15 protein-coding genes and 2 tRNA genes are annotated in these 14,789 nt (G+C 70.8%); 4 read left to right on the top strand and 13 right to left on the bottom strand.

The window, feature by feature from the left end:
* Positions 1-232: 232 nt before the first annotated feature.
* The 5 genes from IF47_RS0124870 to IF47_RS0124850 all read right to left on the bottom strand — a co-directional run bounded on the left by IF47_RS0124870 (position 233) and on the right by IF47_RS0124850 (position 3,960).
* Positions 233-970: a class E sortase gene (locus IF47_RS0124870; protein ID WP_245641231.1), complete on the bottom strand. Its 738-nt coding sequence runs from the start codon at positions 968-970 to the stop codon at positions 233-235.
* Positions 971-1,025: 55 nt separating this feature from the next.
* Entirely contained in the window at positions 1,026-2,255 is a 1,230-nt protein-coding gene (locus IF47_RS0124865) for a class E sortase (RefSeq protein ID WP_425423644.1), read from the bottom strand.
* A gap of 5 nt (positions 2,256-2,260) precedes the next feature.
* Positions 2,261-2,920 carry an aminodeoxychorismate/anthranilate synthase component II gene (locus tag IF47_RS0124860; protein WP_031511239.1) on the bottom strand — a complete coding sequence of 220 codons (660 nt, stop codon included), beginning with the start codon at positions 2,918-2,920 and terminating at the stop codon, positions 2,261-2,263.
* Positions 2,920-3,123 (bottom strand): hypothetical protein, encoded by a 204-nt coding sequence (locus tag IF47_RS30395; RefSeq protein WP_169745238.1) that lies wholly within the window; start codon positions 3,121-3,123, stop codon positions 2,920-2,922. Before IF47_RS30395 ends, IF47_RS0124860 begins: the two co-directional genes overlap by 1 nt.
* Positions 3,124-3,213: 90 nt before the next feature.
* The gene (locus IF47_RS0124850; RefSeq protein WP_031511236.1) at positions 3,214-3,960 is read right to left on the bottom strand and encodes a DUF881 domain-containing protein; all 747 of its coding nucleotides are present in this window, start codon (positions 3,958-3,960) and stop codon (positions 3,214-3,216) included.
* Between the two features lie 152 nt (positions 3,961-4,112).
* Here IF47_RS0124850 and crgA point away from each other — a divergent pair, with 152 nt between their 5' ends.
* Positions 4,113-4,370: a cell division protein CrgA gene (crgA, locus tag IF47_RS0124845; protein WP_031511235.1), complete on the top strand. Its 258-nt coding sequence runs from the start codon at positions 4,113-4,115 to the stop codon at positions 4,368-4,370.
* A 269-nt stretch (positions 4,371-4,639) separates the two neighbouring features.
* Here the strand turns inward: crgA and IF47_RS0124840 are convergent, their stop codons facing one another.
* Together IF47_RS0124840 and IF47_RS0124835 are read right to left on the bottom strand one after the other, a co-directional pair.
* Positions 4,640-5,530: a rhomboid family intramembrane serine protease gene (locus tag IF47_RS0124840; protein WP_031511234.1), complete on the bottom strand. Its 891-nt coding sequence runs from the start codon at positions 5,528-5,530 to the stop codon at positions 4,640-4,642.
* A 163-nt stretch (positions 5,531-5,693) separates the two neighbouring features.
* On the bottom strand, positions 5,694-6,221 hold the full coding sequence (locus tag IF47_RS0124835; protein ID WP_031511233.1) for a peptidylprolyl isomerase: 528 nt from the start codon (positions 6,219-6,221) through the stop codon (positions 5,694-5,696).
* Between the two features lie 219 nt (positions 6,222-6,440).
* Between IF47_RS0124835 and IF47_RS30390 the strand changes: the two genes are divergently transcribed.
* A complete protein-coding gene (locus tag IF47_RS30390) occupies positions 6,441-7,049 on the top strand; it encodes a DUF5324 family protein (protein WP_342667291.1) in 609 nt (202 codons plus the stop codon).
* A gap of 97 nt (positions 7,050-7,146) precedes the next feature.
* Here the strand turns inward: IF47_RS30390 and IF47_RS0124825 are convergent.
* Positions 7,147-7,219: transfer RNA gene (locus IF47_RS0124825), tRNA-Ala, on the bottom strand.
* A gap of 127 nt (positions 7,220-7,346) precedes the next feature.
* Between IF47_RS0124825 and IF47_RS0124820 the strand changes: the two genes are divergently transcribed.
* The gene (locus IF47_RS0124820; protein WP_031511231.1) at positions 7,347-7,898 is read left to right on the top strand and encodes a helix-turn-helix domain-containing protein; all 552 of its coding nucleotides are present in this window, start codon (positions 7,347-7,349) and stop codon (positions 7,896-7,898) included.
* Positions 7,899-7,977: 79 nt separating this feature from the next.
* Positions 7,978-9,399, top strand: a complete 1,422-nt coding sequence (locus tag IF47_RS0124815; RefSeq protein WP_031511230.1) for a serine/threonine-protein kinase — start codon at positions 7,978-7,980, stop codon at positions 9,397-9,399.
* Positions 9,400-9,431: 32 nt separating this feature from the next.
* On the opposite strand, the gene IF47_RS0124810 is transcribed toward IF47_RS0124815, so the two are convergent.
* The 5 genes from IF47_RS0124810 to gyrA form a co-directional block, all read right to left on the bottom strand.
* Positions 9,432-10,727: a hypothetical protein gene (locus IF47_RS0124810; RefSeq protein ID WP_157840045.1), complete on the bottom strand. Its 1,296-nt coding sequence runs from the start codon at positions 10,725-10,727 to the stop codon at positions 9,432-9,434.
* Between the two features lie 207 nt (positions 10,728-10,934).
* On the bottom strand, positions 10,935-11,069 hold the full coding sequence (locus IF47_RS29780) for a DLW-39 family protein (protein WP_211257266.1): 135 nt from the start codon (positions 11,067-11,069) through the stop codon (positions 10,935-10,937).
* 228 nt (positions 11,070-11,297) lie between these two features.
* Positions 11,298-11,374: transfer RNA gene (locus tag IF47_RS0124800), tRNA-Ile, on the bottom strand.
* Between the two features lie 85 nt (positions 11,375-11,459).
* Positions 11,460-11,993 carry a DUF3566 domain-containing protein gene (locus tag IF47_RS29775; protein WP_106982649.1) on the bottom strand — a complete coding sequence of 178 codons (534 nt, stop codon included), beginning with the start codon at positions 11,991-11,993 and terminating at the stop codon, positions 11,460-11,462.
* A gap of 118 nt (positions 11,994-12,111) precedes the next feature.
* On the bottom strand, positions 12,112-14,748 hold the full coding sequence (gyrA, locus tag IF47_RS0124790; protein ID WP_031511226.1) for a DNA gyrase subunit A: 2,637 nt from the start codon (positions 14,746-14,748) through the stop codon (positions 12,112-12,114).
* Between the last annotated feature and the right edge of the window lie 41 nt (positions 14,749-14,789).

Raw genomic sequence — 14,789 nt, 5'->3', positions numbered from 1 at the left:
TGCTGCCAGAAGGGCGTCCAGGTTTGTCTTCACACACTGACCAACGGGCGCCCTTCGCCATGGTCGCGACCAGGACAGACATCGGACTCATTCATCTAGGTGCGGAAGAAGGGCCGAACAATCGGCTTTCAAGCCGGCCCGTTGCCGAAAACGTCTTGAGTCACGGAGAACCCACCGGTGGATCCCTGTCTCCCTTGAGCGACGGACGGAGCCGCGCTGCGACCGTCTCCGGTCAGCGGATCTCCTTCGGCGGGGTGCGCCGCTCGTCCACCTTCTCGGTGCGCACCAACTCACCCCACACGATGTAGCGGTAGTCGGAGGTGAGCACGGGCGTACAGGTCGTCAGGGTGACGTACTTCCCCTTCTCCTCCTTGCCCGAGACCTCCGGCACGTCGGCGAGCACCTCGACGTGGTACTTCGAGGTCTTCGGCAGGATCTCGTAGACCTTGTAGACGTACCAGGTGTCCTCGGTCTCGAGGACGATCGGGTCGCCCTTTTCGATCTTGTGAATGTCGTGGAACTTGGCGCCGTGCCCGTCGCGGTGCGCGGCCAGCGAGAAGTTGCCGTCGCCCTCCCAGGGCGGTGTGGCCTCCACCGGCTTGGTGTAGTAGCCCGCGACGCCCTTGTCGAGTTCCTCGGTGGAGGTGCCCTTCTTGATCAGCACCTCGCCGCCCATCGAGGGGACGTGGAGGAAGCCGACGCCCTCCCCGGCGTCGAACTCCTTCTCCGTGCCCCCCGGTCCGTTCCTGGCCCAGTTCTCGCGCACCTCGGCGCCGTCGCGTTCGGCCTCGCGGTTGGCGACCACGTTCGTCCACCACAGCGAGTAGACGACGAAGAGTCCCATGATCACGCCCGCGGTGATCAGCAACTCGCCCAGCACGCTGACGACGGTGGCGAGCACCCCGCGTCCGCGTCGAGGTACGGGGGGCCCGTCCTGACTCGTCCCCGACTCGTCCTCCTGGTCGATCACTGCCACTGGACGCACCACCCGCCTGTCTCCACTGTTCCTCCCCCGCGCGCGCAGGCTATCGGACGAGCGCGTCCGGCATCCCCTCGCTTCTGGGACGTTCCTCGACCATCTTCCCCCAGACGATCAGACGGTACTTCGAGGTGAACTCCGGAGTACAGGTGGTGAGGGTGACGTACCGGCCGGGCTCGGTGAAACCGGAATCCTTGGGCACGGGATCGATGACGCCAACGTTCGACGGCAGGGTGGAGTCGAGACGGCTGGTCATCTCGTAGACGTAGTAGGTGTCCTTGGTCTCGACCACGATGGGGTCGCCCGGGTCCAGCTTGTTGATGTACCGGAACGGCTCGCCGTGGGTGTTGCGGTGTCCGGCCACCGCGAAGTTGCCCTTCTCGTCCCAGGGCATCGCGGTCTTCAGGGGCTCCTCGGCGTAGTGCCCGACCATGCCGCGGTCGAGGACGCCGTTCTCGTCGACCCCCTCGGCTATGGGCACCTTCACGTCCAACTTGGGGATGTGCATGATGGCGAAGCCCTGGCCGGGGGAGAAGACGCCGGGGTCGCGGTCCCCGCCCTTCTCCTCCCACTGCTGTTCGAGCTTCTTCGCCTCGTTGCCCGCCTGCTGGTTGGCTATCACGTTCGTCCACCACAACTGGTACGAGACGAACAGCAGCATCACCACGCCGAAGGTGATGAACAGCTCGCCGAGGACCCGGCTGGCGATCACCGCCGGGCTCTCCCGCCGCGCCCGCTGGGCCCGCCGGCGCGCGGCCCGGCCACCGTCCGGGGGGCGGGCCGGCTCCGTGCGCTTCGGGCTCGGCTCCTCGGCCTGACGCAGCAGCATCGTCTCGTCGTCGAGGACGGGCGCCGGTTCGGAAGCCGGTTCCGCGACCACGGGCGGCTCCGGCACTGTGGACGGCTCCGAAACCACGGGCGGCGCCGGGGCGGCACCGGCCGGGGGCGCCGCGGTCCCGTACCAGCCGTCCCCGTGGACGTCCGCCCCCGGGACGGGGGCGGCCGGCGGGTGGTGGGCCTGCGAGTGGTGGGCCTGCGAGTGGGGCCCGCCGAGGGCGTGAAGGTCGGCCGGGTACGCGTCGTGCCGGTACGGCTCCTCGTACGACGGATACGGTTGCGGATACGGCCCCGGCAGAGCCGTGTCCGGCCCCGGCAGCGGATCGTTCAGCGGGTCGGCCAGCCGTCCCACCGCGGCCTCGAACGCGCCCGGGTCCGCGTAGGGATCGTACGGTTGTTCGCCGTGCGGATCGCTCCCGTACGTGCCCTCCGGACGCAGGGCCGTCACGTCCCGACCACGGGGGCCAACCCCCGGGAACGTTCGACCGCGTCGACGTCCCCGCACCGCACGAGCCAGTTGGCGAGCATCCGGTGCCCCCACTCGGTGAGCACCGACTCGGGGTGGAACTGCACGCCCTCCACCGGCAGTTCGCGGTGGCGCAGGCCCATGACGACACCCGTCTCCGTCCGGGCGGTGACCTCCAACTCCGCGGGCACCGTGCCGGGTTCGACCGCCAGCGAGTGGTAGCGGGTCGCGGTGAAGGGGGAGGGGAGGCCGGCGAAGACGCCCACGCCGTCGTGGAAGACCGGCGACGTCTTGCCGTGCAGCAACTCCGGTGCCCGGCCCACCACACCGCCGTACGCGACGGCCATGGACTGCATCCCCAGGCAGACCCCGAAGACGGGGATCCCGGCGGCGGCGCAGTGCCGGACCATCTCGACGCAGACCCCGGCCTCCTCGGGCGTTCCGGGGCCGGGGGAGAGCAGCACCCCGTCGAAGCCTCTCCCCGGCTCCCCGGGAGAGGCCCCCGACACGTGCTCGGGGCGGACCTCGTCGTTGCGGAGCACCTCGCACTCGGCGCCGAGCTGGTACAGGTACTGGACGAGGTTGAAGACGAAGCTGTCGTAGTTGTCGACGACCAGGACGCGCGCACCCGTCCGCATCAGCCCGCCTGCCTCTCGTCGAGCGTGCCGTCGCTGAACGGCAGCAGGGGCTCCGCCCAGGGGAAGACGTACTGGAAGAGCACGTAGACGACCGTCAGAGCCAGTACGAGCGAGATCAGCGCGCGTACCAGCGTGTTGCCCGGCAGATGCCGCCAGATCCAGCCGTACATGCCGTATTGCCGTCCCTTCTCTCTCTCGCGCACCCAGAGTACGGGTCCGCGGGCCAGCCGGGGCCCCAAGCGGCGCAATGCGTGACGCCCCACACGAGCGGCCGGCCCGTCGCCGGCCGGGGCTCAGCCCACCGGCTGGGCGTGGCGCAGGTCCACCGCGCCGGTGTAGCCGGGGAGCGTCACCTCGTCGTGCTCGTCCACCGACCAACCCAGACCATAGGCGTCGACGTACTCGCGATAGTTCCGCACGGCCGGCGCCCGGTCCAGGGCGGCGCGCAGCTCCTCGGTGTCGCCCACGGCGGTGATGGTGTACGGCGGCGAGTACAGGCGGCCCTGGAGGATCAGGGTGTTGCCGACGCAACGCACCGCGCTGGTGGAGATCAGCCGCTGGTCCATGACCTTTATCCCGCGGGCGCCGCCCTCCCACAGGGCGTTCACCACGGCCTGGAGATCCTGCTGGTGGACGACGAGGTCGTTGGGCTGGGGGTCGGGGATGCCGGGCATCCGGGGTCCCGCGTCGGGCGGCGCGTCGTCGAGGGTGACGGTGAGGCCGGGGCCGGAGAGCTTCCGGGAGCCCGCGGCCCTCTCCAGTTCCTCGAAGACGCGCTCCTCGGCCTCGGTGCCGCCGCTGTCGCGGCGGGCGAGGGAGTCGACCTCCCGGCGGAGCTCGGAGACGGAGGAGTCCAGCTCCTGGTTGTTCTGGCTGCGCTCTCGGATGAGGTCCGACAGGCGCAGCATCGAGTCGTCGGTGCGCAGATCGGTGCCCTGAGCGGTGTTGAAGCTCACCCAGAAGAGGAAACCGGCCAGGGCGAAGACCCCGGCCGTCGCGAGCCTGACGGGCCGGAAGCGGGAACTTGTCACCTTACCCATGTCTCCTTCCAGCGCGCGGAGGTACTACGCTAACGGAATGAGGCAACGTCCCCTCCCCGGCCTCCCTCCGGCCCCCGGCCGGAGCGATCGGGGGGAGGACACCGCGGAGCAGGCCAGCGCAGTCACGCAGCGCATCGACAGGAGAGTCCCTCGTGCCGAAGTCACGGATCCGCAAGAAGGACGATTTCACGCCGCCGCCGGCGAAGCAGGCCGCGAACATCAACCTCAGTGCGGGGCGGAGCTGGGTGGCTCCGTTGATGCTGCTCCTGTTCCTGATCGGTCTCGCCTGGATCGTCGTCTTCTATGTGACGACGGGCGACCTGCCGATCAAGTCGCTCGGCAACTGGAACATCGTGGTGGGCTTCGGCTTCATCGCGGCGGGGTTCGTCGTCTCCACACAGTGGAAGTAGCCGGCGCGCTCCGGGTTGTCCACAGGTCTTCCACAGCCCTGGGAAAACTCCCGAAGATCTGTGGATAACTTTTTCCGCTTGGCTGTCGTTATGACTGGTGGCCCTCGGTAGGCGAGCCGGTTCACCCCTGTCTTCCTGGGGAAACGCGTCCGAGTACGGTCGCCGCTGCCGCCTGCCCACGTCATGCACAAGATCGGTCACAGGCTGTGGATAACCATGGCCATGACTCTGTCTCTCCCCAGCCTGTCCCCAGCTCGTCCCGGTCGTCCTCAGCCGAGCAGCCCCACCGTACGGACCACGCAGACGACGGCCATGACCAGGAACATCGCCGCGCACGTGCCGTACTGCACCAGCGCCCGCCGGTTCCGCGGGGCGTGCACCATCGCGTAGGCGACGACCGCTCCCGTGACCAGGCCCCCGATGTGGGCCTCCCAGGCGATGCCGGAGAAGGTGAAGGTGATCACCAGGTTGATCGCCAGCAGCACCAGGATGGGGCGCATGTCGTACCTCATCCGCCGCATCAGCACGGCCGTCGCCCCGAACAGGCCGAAGATCGCGCCCGAGGCGCCCAGCGACAACTGGTTCTGCGCGGCGACCAGGTACGTCAGCGTGCTGCCGCCCAACGCGGACAGCAGGTACAGCGCCAGGTACCGCCAACGGCCCAGCGCCGCCTCCAGTTGTGGGCCGAGCCACCACAGCGCCAGCATGTTGAAGCCGATGTGCCAGACCTCCTGGTGGAGGAAGGCGGAGGTCAGCATCCGGTACCACTCGCCGTCCGCGACCCCGATCCAGTCGAACACGGCCGGATCCGGGTCGTAGGCGTAGCCCACCATGGCCAGCGCCTCGACCAGCCGGTCGCCGACCGCGAGCACCGCGACGAACACCGCCACGTTGATGCCCAGCAGCACCTTGGTGACCAGCCGCGGATCGGCGGTGACGGCGCCGCCCGCCAGGGTGCGCGGGCGGGACGCGCCGGGGGCGTGGCCCGTCCCCGATCCGCCGCGGACGCACTCGGGGCACTGGAAGCCGACGGATGCCTGGATCATGCACTCCGGACAGATCGGCCGGTCACAACGGGTACAGGAGATCCCCGTCTCCCGGTCCGGATGCCGGTAACAGCGCGCCGACGCCGGCCGTGACTGCCCCTGCTGCTCCTCCATGGCCACACCCCTCGCCCCCTCGCGTACGGACATCACGCACGCACTCGGCGTACGGACGACGGCGCACGGACGACGAACGCCGCCCCACCTGTCCTACGGTCAGGCGGGGCGGTCGGTTCCCCGATCCGGGTGCCGGTTGGTTCGACGTTCGCCGGCCGCCCGGTCAGCGGCGCTCGACGACCACCGTCTCGATCACGACGTCCCGCACGGGACGGTCGGTGCGCGGGTTGGTCTGCGTGGTCGCGATGGCGTCCACGACCTTCTGGCTCTCCTTGTCGACGACCTCGCCGAAGATGGTGTGCTTGCCGGTCAGCCAGGCGGTCGGGGCGACGGTGATGAAGAACTGCGAGCCGTTGGTGCCCGGACCGGCGTTGGCCATCGCCAGCAGGTACGGCCGGGTGAAGGCCAGGTCCGGGTGGAACTCGTCGGCGAACTCGTATCCGGGACCGCCGGTGCCGTTGCCCAGCGGGTCCCCGCCCTGGATCATGAAGCCTTCGATCACCCGGTGGAAGACCGTGCCGTCGTACAGCCTGTCGGTGGACTTCTTGCCGGTGGCCGGGTGGGTCCACTCGCGCTGTCCCTCGGCGAGTTCGACGAAGTTCTTGACCGTCTTCGGCGCGTGGTCCGGGAAGAGCCGGACGGTGATGTCGCCCTGGTTGGTCTTCAGGGTGGCGTAGAGCTGCTCGGCCACGATCTACCTTCCATCTGCCGGTTCGTAACCCCCCGATCCTCGCACAGCCCGGGTACCCGTCCGGCACCGCCGAACCGTCCCCCTTCCGGGACGATCATCCGGTATAGCCCGGATGCCCGTTGGGGCATGCCTCGCCACCGTTGTGCAGGCATGATCTTCACCACTGGTGGAAGGCGGAGAGAATCACGCCACCGACGAGGAGGAGAACCTGTGACCCGCATGGACAGCGTGCGCAGCGCGACCGACAACGCGAGGGAGAGCATGCGGCACGCCGCGGAGGTGGTGGCGCCGAAGGTGAACCTCGCGACCGCACAGGCCAGGACCGCCGTGCGCGGGCAGTACGCCTCCCACGTCGCTCCTCGGCTGACGCACGTACGCGAGACCCTGCCTCCGGCGGTCGACATGGCCGCCGCCCACGCGGCCCGGCGCACCCGCGAGGCCGCGAAGGCGGCGAGCGAGTTCGCCGCGCCCCGCGTCGAGGCCGCCCGCGCCATGGCCGGTCCGGCACGGGAGGCGGCGATGGCCCGGTCGGCCGCGGCCGTCGCCGCGCTGCGCGGCGAGCTGACCGCCGACGACATCCGCAGGCTCGCCCGGCGCCGGGCCCGGCGGAATCGCGCCGGCCAGGCGTTCAAGCGCCTGACGGTGGTCGGTCTCGTCGTCGGCGGCGCGGTGGCCGCCTGGAAGTGGTGGGACAGCCAGTCCAACCCCGACTGGCTGGTCGAGCCCCCGGCCGCCACCGAGGTCGGAAGCGGTGCCACCCGCGCCGACGCGGACGGTTCCCCCGAGGGCCGGCAGGCCGAGGTCACGCCGTCCGAGGAGCAGGGCTGACGGTGCCCCCGCCCCGCGCGTCCGCGCGCTTCCCTCGCATGACGAAGGCCCGGTGCCGAGGACTCGTGAGTCCACCGGCGCCGGGCCCGTCGCGGTGTGGAGCTTAGGGGAGTCGAACCCCTGACATCTGCCATGCAAAGACAGCGCTCTACCAACTGAGCTAAAGCCCCATCGTGACCAGAGTACCCAATCACCGACGTTCGTTCCGACCGGGTATCGCTCCGCGTCCACACGCTCCGTAGGATGCTCCGGGAGTTCGCTCCAGCGAAGCGGACACATGGGGACAGGGGAGCTGCGATGGACGCAACGCAACAGGAGGCCACCGCCAAGGCGAGGGAACTGCAGACCCAGTGGTACGGCGAACCCCTGGGCACCCTCTTCCGCCGGCTCATCGACGACCTCGGGCTCAATCAGGCCCGGCTGGCGACGGTCCTCGGTCTGTCCGCTCCCATGCTCTCCCAGTTGATGAGCGGTCAGCGCGCGAAGATCGGCAATCCGGCCGTCGTCCAGCGGGTGCAGGCGCTCCAGGAGTTGGCCGCCGATGTCAGCAAGGGCATAGTCACCGCCGCCGAGGCGACCCAGCGCATGGAGGAGATCCGCCGCACCGCCGGCGGCAACGTGCTGAGCACCACCAACCACACCGCTCCCTCCGGGGGGCAGGCGACGACCGTCAAGCGCGTGGTCCGCGAGATCCAGGCGCTGCTGCGCTCGGTCGCCGACGCGGCCGACATCATCGAGGCCGCGGGCGCCCTCGCCCCCACCCATCCGGAACTGGCGGAGTTCCTCCGGGTGTACGGCGCCGGGAAGACCGCGGACGCGGTCCGGCACTACGAGGCCCACCAGGCCTGAGCGGGCCCGACGGGCGCGGGCCGGAGCGGGGTGGACGTGACGGGCACGGTGACACGGCGACGGGAACGGGCGCGGCGCGATGGGTGAGGTCTTCGCCGGCCGGTACGAGCTGGTCGATCCGATCGGGCGCGGCGGCGTCGGCGCGGTCTGGCGCACCTGGGACCACCGACGCCGGCGGTACGTGGCCGCCAAGGTCCTCCAACAGAGCGACGCGCACACCCTCCTGCGGTTCGTCCGCGAGCAGGCGCTGCGCATCGACCACCCCCACGTCCTGGCCCCCATGAGCTGGGCCGCCGACGACGACAAGGTCCTGTTCACCATGGACCTGGTCCGCGGCGGCTCGCTCGCGCACCTCGTCGGCGACTACGGCCCGCTGCCCCCCGCCTATGTGTGCGTCCTGCTCGACCAGTTGCTGTCCGGACTGGCCGCGGTGCACGCCGAGGACGTGGTGCACCGCGACATCAAACCCGCCAACGTCCTGCTGGAGGCCACCGGCACCGGCCGTCCCCACCTCCGGCTGTCCGACTTCGGCATCGCCATGCGCAAGGGCGAGCCCCGGCTGACGGAGGCCGACTACGTCGTCGGCACGCCGGGGTACTTCGCTCCCGAGCAACTGCTGGGCGCCGAACCGGACTTCCCCGCCGACCTGTACGCGGTCGGACTGGTCGCGCTGTACCTCCTCACCGGGGGGAAACCGGACTCCCAGGCGCTGGTGGAGGCCTACACCAACGGGGTCCCCCCGGCCCCGCGGGACGTCCCGGAGCCGCTGTGGGAGGTGCTCGGCACCCTGCTGCACCCCGATCCGGAGGCCCGGTTCCGCACGGCGACGGGCGTGCGGAAGGCGCTGGCCTCGGTCGTGGAGCTGCTGCCGACGGACTCCACGCCGGAGCAGGAGGCCGTGGAGGTCTTCGACCAGGTCGGGCCGCTGCCGCCGGGTTTCGGGCCGGACGGCCCGGAGGGCGGCCGGACGGTATCGGGGGCCCACCGCGCGGACGAGGCGCCCCACGGCCCCACCGAGGGCGCCCACCCCACCGGTTCCACCGCCCCGCCCGTGCCCGTTCCCCCGTCCTCGGACACCGACGACTTCCGTCTCGCGCCGCCGGCGTGGGGGGCGCCGCCGCCGCACCCGGAGCGGCCCGTCACACCGCCGCCCACGGCGGCACCGGACCACGCACAGCAGTCCCGCCCGTGGCACCGGCCGCAGTCCCCGCCGCCGTATCCGCCGCCCCATCCGGCTCCGCCCCACACCGGGACGCCTCACACCGGACCCCACACCAGAACGCCGCCCACCGGGCCCTACACCGACGGGTACCGGCCCGATCCCGGCCCCGCGTACGCCGCTCCCCCGGTCGTCGCCCCGCCGGCCGTCCCGTCTCCGCCCCCTTCGCCGTCACCCGGACCCGCACGGCGGCCGGGACCGCCCCCGAAGGCGGCGATTCCGATCCTGGTGTTCGCCCTGCTGTGCATCGCCGTGGGCGTCTGGGCACTGACACGGGCCTGAGCCCCGCGGCCCGTCGGACACCGGCTCCGATGTCACCTCGGACGGGTGCCGGAGCGGGCGAGGAGCGTCCACAGGCCGAGCCCGAGGAGCAGCGCCGTCCCGGTGCCGATGCCGGCCCAACCCACCACGCGCAGTGTGCCGTCGTCCTCGGCGTCCGTCGCGCTCGGTCCCTCGGCGGCGGCCTCGCGGTCCCCCTCCTCGACGCCGAAGCCCGCCGCGACGGCGTCCCCGTCGTACTCGGGCCCGCCCCGGGGAGTCCCCTCGACGGTGGTGCGCAGCACCAACGGCACCGAGCCGTCGACGGACTCGGCCAGGTCCCGGTGGGCGTGCACCGCGATGTAGTACCACCCGGCGAAGCGCATGCCGCCGAGTTCCGTGGTGCCCGCGTGGCGGTTGGCGAAGTCGACGCGCCGGCTCTCCAGGGAGAGCGCGGCGGGCCGGTCGGCCTGGTAGCCCAGGCTCCGGCTCTCGACCTGCCCTCGGGCCGGGTTGTAGAAGTCCACTCGGAAGGCGCCGCCGACGAAGGGTGCCTCGCCGCTCCCGGTGGTGCCGAACTCCACGGTGGTGAAGAGCTGTTGGCCCCAGTCGACCGGTACCCGGTAGAAGCGGGTCTCGCCGGGCCGCAGCCGGTCCTTCCAGTTGCCCTCGCCCATGCTCGCGGCGTCGTTGAAGCCGGTGCCGCCCTCGATGCGCCGGGCCTCCCCGGACGGCGGCCCCGGCGGGGCGGAGGTCCGCGCGTCGGACGGGGCCGTGGGTTGGGCGGTGGGCTGTGCCCCCTTCACCCCCGGCTCCTCCATGAAGCGGATCTCCACCGGCCAGGGAGCGGGGTCGGAGGCGCCCTCGCCCTCCCGTTCCACGGAGAAGTGGTAGACCCCGGCCTCCTGGCAGTAGCCGTCCTTCCTGATCATGCGCCAGGCGTAGTCGGCGATCGGCCGGGCGGAGTCCTCGCCCCCGAAGTCGATGTCGGAATCGCCGCAGGTGGCCCCCTCCGGGGACTTCAGGGCGACCTTGATGCCGTCGGCGCCGCCGACCTCGGTCCCCGGTTCGGGCAGGGCGGTGGCGGATATCCAGACGTTGGAGGCGTCGTCCAGCGTGACGCTGTAGTACGCGCGCTCTCCCGGGGAGATCTCGTCCGTGTAGGTGCCCGGTTCGATCGGCGGCCCGTCGGCGCTGCTCTCGCGGCCCGTGACGGGCCGTGCGTCCGCGGCCGTCCGGTAGGTGGGCAGGCCCTCCGGGCCGTCCGCCGCCACGGCCGTTCCCGGCAGCGCCGCGACCGCGCACAGCGCCGCCGTGGCGGCCAGCGCGCTCCTCACCGTGCGTCCCCTCACCACGAGCCACCTCTCGTCTCGGTCGTGCCGTCCGTCGGCACCGGGCGACCGGCCGGACCATCCTGCACCGGACGCGCCACCGCTGTCGCCGGCGGATCGGTGCCCCCGTCGCCCGGCGGTGACGGCCCGGCGGCACCAGCGGGGCGGCAACAGCGAAGCCCCGGCCGACCGGCCGGGGCTTCGCTGGAAGTACTGGGGATGTCGCTCTCAGGCGCCGGAGCTCGCGGGCACGGAGTCGGTCGCCTCCGTCCACAGATCCTGCTCGGCGCGGTCCGCCTGGATCTGGCGGTACACGAGGAGCCCGCCCACGGCGGCCAGTGCGATCAGGAGAAGCTTCTTCACCGCGCTACCTCGTCCTTCATAGACGTTGGGACCTACTGGCGCCGATGATACCCGTGCGGCCTCCGGCACCGGGGGATCGACCCGGGTGGGACGGTACCGGTACGTCTTTGGGCACGGCCCGAAAAACGGCCCGGAGCCCGAGAGCCCGGAGAGTTCCGGCGTACCCCGGAAACGTCGAACGCCCGGCTTCTCGACAGAGATTCCGGGCGTCGAATCCGCGGTTCGCGGTGGTGGGGCTAACAGGACTTGAACCTGTGGCCTCTTCCTTATCAGGGAAGCGCTCTAACCGTCTGAGCTATAGCCCCGCGCTGCACCGAAAGATTAGCGCACTTCAGCCGTCTCCCAAAATCGGCTCCGGCCCGGTGGGGCCGGAGCACGCAGCCGAAGCCGTCACTCGTCCTCCGCGAGCGTCACCTCGACGCCGCCCACGAATCCGGCGGAGAGGTTGTAGATGAACGCGCCCAGGGTGGCCAGCGCCGTCGCCAGCACCACGTCGATCACCGCTATGACCGAGGTGAAGGCCAGCACCCGGGGCAGGGACAGGAAGCCCTCCAGGTCGAAGCCTCCGCCTCCGTCGGTGGACGTGGCCTCGCTGACCGTCCCGCCGACGGCGGCGAACACCCCCATGGCGTCCATCACCATCCACAGCACGGCCACCGCGACGATCGTGCAGATCCCCAGCGCGATCGCCAGCAGGAAGCTGACCTTCATCACCGACCACGGGTCGGCCTTGGCCACCCTCAGCCGCGCCTTGCGGGTCCGGGGAACCGTGCGGGCCCCCGTGCGCGGTCGGCGCACGACGTCCTGCGGGGACTCGTCCTGAGCGGACCGGGGCGGCGGGGTGCTGCCCGGCGGGGCCGGATAAGCCTGCGGCGGATGGTGCGGCTGGGCCTGGGATTGCGGGTGCGGGTGGGCACTGGTCACGGTTGTTCCCCCACGGTGGGATTCGCCCTGGTTGCGAGCGTCGTCAGCGGCCGGTCCACGGGCGCCGCCATCGATGTTGCCGCCCCTGGCGACGCCCGTGGTTCCACTCACGATCTGCCTACTCCTCGTTGTCCGGAGCCGTCTCGGCTGCCGTCTGTGAGGAAGACGCGTCCGCGGCCTCCGCGGTGCCCTCCTCGGCGTCGACCTCCTCGGCCTCGCGGCTGGCCTCGGCGTTGCGCGCGATGCCGACCACGGCGTCACGCTTGCCGAGGTTGATCAGTTGGACGCCCATCGTGTCACGGCCCGTCTCCCTGACCTCGTCGACCCGCGTGCGGATCACGCCACCGCCGAGGGTGATGGCGAGGATCTCGTCCGTCTCCTCGACCACCAGGGCCCCCACCAGCGAGCCGCGATCCTCGACGATCTTGGCCGCCTTGATGCCCAGACCGCCACGGCCCTGCACACGGTACTCGTCCACGGCCGTGCGCTTCGCGTACCCGCCGTCGGTGGCGGTGAACACGAACGTACCGGGCCGCACGACGTTCATCGAGAGCAGCTCGTCCCCCTCGCGGAAACTCATGCCCTTCACACCCGAGGTGGCACGTCCCATCGGGCGCAGCGACTCGTCCGTGGCCGTGAACCGGATCGACTGCGCCTTCTTGCTGATCAGCAGCAGGTCGTCCGTCGGCGAGACCAGCTCGGCGCCGATCAACTCGTCCTCGCCGCCGCCCTCCAACTCCCGGAGGTTGATGGCGATGACGCCGCCGGAGCGCGGGGAGTCGTAGTCCTTCAGCGGGGTCTTCTTCACCAGACCCGACTTGGTGGCCAACACCAGGTACGGGGCGGCCTCGTAGTCGCGGATGGCCTGGACCTGAGCGATCGTCTCGTCCGGCTGGAACGCCAGCAGGTTCGCGACGTGCTGACCGCGCGCGTCCCGTCCGGCGTCCGGCAGTTCGTACGCCTTGGCCCGGTACACCCGGCCCTTGTTGGTGAAGAACAGCAGCCAGTGGTGCGTGGTGGTGACGAAGAAGTGGTCGACGATGTCGTCTTCCTTCAGCTTCGTGCCCCGCACGCCCTTGCCGCCGCGCTTCTGCGAGCGGTAGTCGTCGGTCTTGGTCCGCTTGACGTAGCCGCCCCGCGTGATGGTGACGACGATGTCCTCCTCGGCGATCAGGTCCTCGATGGACATGTCGCCCTCGAAGGGCACCAGCTTGCTGCGCCGGTCGTCACCGAACTTCTCGACGATCGCGGCGAGTTCCTCACCGATGATCTGCCGCTGCCGCTCGGGCGAGGCCAGGATCGCGTTGTACTCGTCGATCTTCGCCTGGAGTTCGTCGTGCTCGGCGGTGATCTTCTGCCGCTCCAGGGCCGCCAGGCGGCGAAGCTGCATCTCCAGGATCGCGTTCGCCTGGATCTCGTCGATGGCCAGCAGGCCCATCAGGCCCTCGCGCGCCACCTCCACGGTGTGGCTGCGTCGGATCAGGGCGATGACCTCGTCGATCGCGTCCAGCGCCTTGAGCAGACCGCGCAGGATGTGAGCGCGCTCCTCGGCCTTGCGCAGCCGGTAGCGGGTGCGGCGGACGATGACGTCGACCTGGTGGGCGACCCAGTTGCGGATGAAGGCGTCCAGCGACAGGGTGCGCGGCACCCCGTCGACCAGGGCCAGCATGTTGGCGCCGAAGTTGGTCTGCAGGTCGGTGTGCTTGTACAGGTTGTTCAGCACGACCTTGGCGACCGCGTCCCGCTTGAGGACGATCACCAGCCGCTGTCCGGTGCGGGAGGACGTCTCGTCGCGGACGTCCGCGATGCCGGCGATCCTCCCGTCCTTGACCAACTCGGCGATCTTCAGCGCCAGGTTGTCCGGGTTCACCTGGTAGGGCAGCTCGGTGACGACCAGGCACTGGCGGCCCTGGATCTCCTCCACCTCGACGACCGCGCGCATCGTGATCGAGCCGCGGCCGGTGCGGTACGCCTCCTCGATGCCCTTGCGGCCCACCACCAGCGCGCCGGTGGGGAAGTCGGGGCCCTTGATGCGCTCCAGCAGCGCGTCCAGCAGCTCCTCGCTGGTGGCCTCCGGGTGCTCCAGGTACCACTGGGCGCCGGCGGCGACCTCGCGCAGGTTGTGCGGGGGGATGTTGGTGGCCATGCCGACCGCGATGCCCGCCGAGCCGTTGATCAGCAGGTTGGGGATGCGCGACGGCAGGACGGTCGGCTCCTGGTTGCGGCCGTCGTAGTTGTCCTGGAAGTCGACGGTCTCCTCGTCGATGTCCCGGAGCATCTCCATGGCCAGCGGCGCCATCTTGCACTCGGTGTACCGCATGGCCGCGGCCGGGTCGTTGCCCGGCGAGCCGAAGTTGCCGTTGGAGTCCACCAGCGGCATCCGCATCGACCACGGCTGGGCCAGGCGGACCAGGGCGTCGTAGATGGAGGTGTCGCCGTGCGGGTGGTAACTGCCCATCACGTCGCCGACGACGCGGGCGCACTTGTAGAAGCCCTTCTCGGGGCGGTAGCCACCGTCGTACATCGCGTACAGCACGCGCCGGTGCACCGGCTTGAGGCCGTCGCGGACGTCGGGCAGCGCACGCGAGACGATGACGCTCATCGCGTAGTCGAGGTACGAGCGCTGCATCTCGGTCTCGAGGCTGACGGGCTCCACGCGGTGCCCGGCGGTCTCGTCGACCGGGGTGTCGGCGGGTGTGGGTGTGGGAAGGGGAGCGTCCCCTTCGAAGGAGGTCGGAGAGGTCTCGTCGGCCATGGGTGGTCGATCCCTTTCGTTCTGCGGCGTAACGGCCGACT

This window comes from Streptomyces megasporus (genome assembly GCF_000718985.1).
In the GTDB taxonomy this organism is placed as follows: domain Bacteria; phylum Actinomycetota; class Actinomycetes; order Streptomycetales; family Streptomycetaceae; genus Streptomyces; species Streptomyces megasporus.
Note: the sequence above shows the minus strand (reverse complement) of the source record. Positions and strands in the feature narration are given on the sequence as shown.

Coding starts and splice junctions, on each gene's coding strand:
- gyrA (WP_031511226.1), bottom strand. CDS start 14,748: ATGGCCGACGAGACCTCTCCGACCTCCTTCGAAGGGGACGCTCCCCTT.
- IF47_RS0124815 (WP_031511230.1), top strand. CDS start 7,978: ATGGGTGAGGTCTTCGCCGGCCGGTACGAGCTGGTCGATCCGATCGGG.
- IF47_RS0124850 (WP_031511236.1), bottom strand. CDS start 3,960: ATGGGTAAGGTGACAAGTTCCCGCTTCCGGCCCGTCAGGCTCGCGACG.
- IF47_RS0124860 (WP_031511239.1), bottom strand. CDS start 2,920: ATGCGGACGGGTGCGCGCGTCCTGGTCGTCGACAACTACGACAGCTTC.
- IF47_RS0124820 (WP_031511231.1), top strand. CDS start 7,347: ATGGACGCAACGCAACAGGAGGCCACCGCCAAGGCGAGGGAACTGCAG.
- IF47_RS30390 (WP_342667291.1), top strand. CDS start 6,441: ATGGACAGCGTGCGCAGCGCGACCGACAACGCGAGGGAGAGCATGCGG.
- IF47_RS0124840 (WP_031511234.1), bottom strand. CDS start 5,530: ATGGAGGAGCAGCAGGGGCAGTCACGGCCGGCGTCGGCGCGCTGTTAC.